Genomic DNA, 3,300 nt, shown 5'->3' on the forward strand with positions numbered 1-3,300 from the left:
CGTTTACTTCATCATGCTGAACCGGTAGTTATGGCTGGTGACAGTTATAGAATGAAGGGCAAAATTAACTGAAAATCTGTACCAGTTACGAGTGCCAAAACTGTACCAATTTAAAATGCCATTGACACCAGATCGGGAGGGGAAAGGGAATTGAAAATTGAAAATTGAAAATGTAAAATTAAATGTGTTTAATATAATTCAGAACAGGGGAAAGAGTGAAGGAGTGAATGGGTGAATGGGTGAAGATGTGAAAATGCGAAGGGGTGTAGGAGTGACTGAGTGACTGAGTGACTGAGTGACTGAGTGACTGAGTGACTGAGTGACTGAGGGAAGGAGTGAAAATTAAGAGGGCAATATCAAATCCAAATCAGAGAAAAACGAAAGGGTGAAGGTCTATCTTTTGCAAAAGAAGTAATGGCACGGTTTTCTTTATGACAAAGAAGAACATAATAAATAAAAATACATTTGACATAAGTTTTAGATAATTATAGATTGGGATTTGGAAGCTACCTGTTGTGAAAAGCTTGCGAGTGAATAACTTGGATTATGATCTGAGGATATTATTTAGAATAAATTGTGAAGGATAAATTATGAAAAAGGTAATACTGCTGATTTTTATTGTACTAATACACAGCCTGATGGGAGTTATCATTAATGTACCTGCGGATCAGACGACTATTCATGGTGGGATAACTGCTGCTGCGGATGGTGATACTGTGCTTGTGCAGCCGGGATTATATCAGGAAACTATTAATTTTAATGGCAAAGACATTGTGGTGGGTTCACTATTTCTCACAACTGCTGATAGTTCATATATAGCAACTACAATTATAGATCAGGTGGCGAATGATGGTTATATAGTAACTTTTGCGAATAATGAAAGCAGTGCGGCTGTTTTGACTGGTTTTACGATAGGCAGGAATACTTTTGATACTAATGGGATATTATGTGAAGTTGCTGAACCGCAGATACTAAACAATCATATTTCGGTGGCTGGAACGTGGGGGATAAAATGTGATGGTTTCTTCCTTTCGCCTTATATTGAAGGGAATTATATCGAAAATCCCAGACGATGCATTCAGGTTGGTGGTGAATCTCAGGCTGTAATAGCTAATAATCATATATCTTTGACAGATAATATGATGTCTACGGGAATAATGGTCTTTGAGGCAGTACCTTTAATTACAAATAATGTAATTGAAGGAAACATGACTTATCCATCACAAGGTATTCATGTCTTTGATGATTGTCCCGGGGTATATATCTATAATAACAGAATTTCAAGTGTGAGTAGAGGTATGGAGATTGACGGGTTTTATGGCTGTGAGATAGTTAATAACCTGGTCTATAATTGTGATACTGGTATAGTTATGACAATGGTGGATGGCCTATGTATTAATAACACAGTGGTTAATAATATTTCTTATGGTTTCTACTGTGCTTATTTTGATAGTCAGAGAATCATTAATTGCATATCCTGGGGTAACCATCCTAATATAAATACATTTGCCAGTGTGGGGATCTATAATTCCTGCTTTGAAGGTGGAATAGTAATGCCAGAGATAGATTTTGGTGGTAATACTTCCCGGTATCCCTGTTTTATTGATGAAGAAAATAATGATTATCGTTTAGCTGCACACAGTCCCTGCATTGATGCTGGAACAGCAGAAATTCCCGATCTGGAAATACCCTTGTTTGATATAGATGGCAACTTCCGAATTCAGGATGGGATCGGGGATGGTGCACTGATACCGGATATGGGCTGCTATGAGGCAGATACGGAAACCAATCCAGCCTTTATCACGGGCCGTGTGAGCCGTACTGGCGGAAATGGGGATATAGAAGATGCCTGCATAGGGGTGGGGGCACCCGTTCATCCTGATGAATCTGGTAACTATTTGATCACTACACCGGTTGGGGAGGGGACTTGTAATGTTACAGCCTGGCTAGAGAATTATTTACCAGAAACTATAGAAGATGTGATGCTGACTGGGGGGCAGACAGTTAACGGAATAGATTTTGAGCTGGAATATTATCAGCCGGAAGAATATCTGGCATTTAGTCCTGACACTCTGTTTTTTCTCACTTATGATGATATATGTCAGGATATAACAATGAAGAATATTTCTTTGGTGGACATATATGTATCAACTGTTGCCTTCGATAGCTACGATTTTATGTTTGAGAATGAATTTTCGCAGGTTCTAGCTCCTGGTGATAGTCTTTTATGTGAGATCATAATGTTGATACCTATGCCAGATGCCGGGCGTGAACTTCATTACAACACTATGTTCGTATTTACAGATCAGGGGATTTTTGAAGTTCCTCTATTCTGGGATAGTAGTTTAATGGGAGATGCTATTGATGAATCGTTGCCAGTTGCTAATTTAGAACTTACTAATTATCCCAATCCTTTTAATCCTGAGACTATGTTCAGTTTTGCACTAAATGAACCAGGAAACGTGAAACTGGAAATCTATAATCTGAAAGGGCAGAAAGTGAAAACTCTGTGTGATGGATGGAAAACAGAATCGGAGCTCAATATTTTGTGGCAAGGAGATGACCAGGCAGGAATGCCGGTTAGTACAGGGATATATTTTGCCAGATTAGTTTATGATGGGGGCAGTTACTGCCGGAAATGTATATTGCTGAAGTAGGTTTACAGTGAGAAGGGAAAAGTGAGAAGTGAGAAGTGAGAAGTGAGAAGTGAGAAGGGAATGTAAGATTTTTCACCACAGAGAGCACAGAGTAGAAGGGAAGACTGCGGGTGTGAGAATAATTGAAAATGTAATCAGCCGTAGGCTGACAAGAATGTAATCCACCCAGGCGGACAAGAATTGAAAAATAAATGTAATGTGAGGATTTTCAATCCGTTAGTCGTGAATCGTTAGTCGTGAGTCGAATTTTTTTAGTCGTGCAGTCGTGTAGTCGTGACAGTAAGAAGATTTTAATGAAATATGCAGGAGAACAGGAGGAATTATGAAAACGAGATTAATAATTTTAATTATTTTGGTAATCACGATGAGTATTTATGCTGATGGGGTGCAGCCAGAGGGGATGGGGACTGAGGCTGAACCATATCTTGTGGATAGTTTGGATAATTTATTATGGTTGAGCACTAATCCTGAGGGTTGGGAGAGCTATTATCTGCAGACCTCGGATATAGATGCCAGTGAGACGGTGAGCTGGAATGAAGGGGCGGGATTCAGTCCGATAGGCTGGTGGATAAGCAGTATGGATAACGAGCCTTTTAGAGGGAGTTATAATGGATATTTTCTTAAGATAACAGGCTTATTTATA

At 39.2% G+C, this 3,300-nt stretch carries 2 protein-coding genes; both read left to right on the top strand.

What is annotated here, in order from left to right; genetic code table 11:
* The first annotated feature begins 590 nt into the window (after positions 1 to 590).
* Positions 591 to 2,657: a right-handed parallel beta-helix repeat-containing protein gene (locus tag RAO94_07995; GenBank protein MDP8322277.1), complete on the top strand. Its 2,067-nt coding sequence runs from the start codon at positions 591 to 593 to the stop codon at positions 2,655 to 2,657.
* A 322-nt stretch (positions 2,658 to 2,979) separates the two neighbouring features.
* Positions 2,980 to 3,300 (top strand): hypothetical protein (locus RAO94_08000; GenBank protein MDP8322278.1); only part of this gene is annotated, 321 nt, incomplete at its 3' end.

The sequence above is a fragment of the Candidatus Stygibacter australis genome (assembly GCA_030765845.1).
In the GTDB taxonomy this organism is placed as follows: Bacteria; Cloacimonadota; Cloacimonadia; order Cloacimonadales; family TCS61; genus Stygibacter; species Stygibacter australis.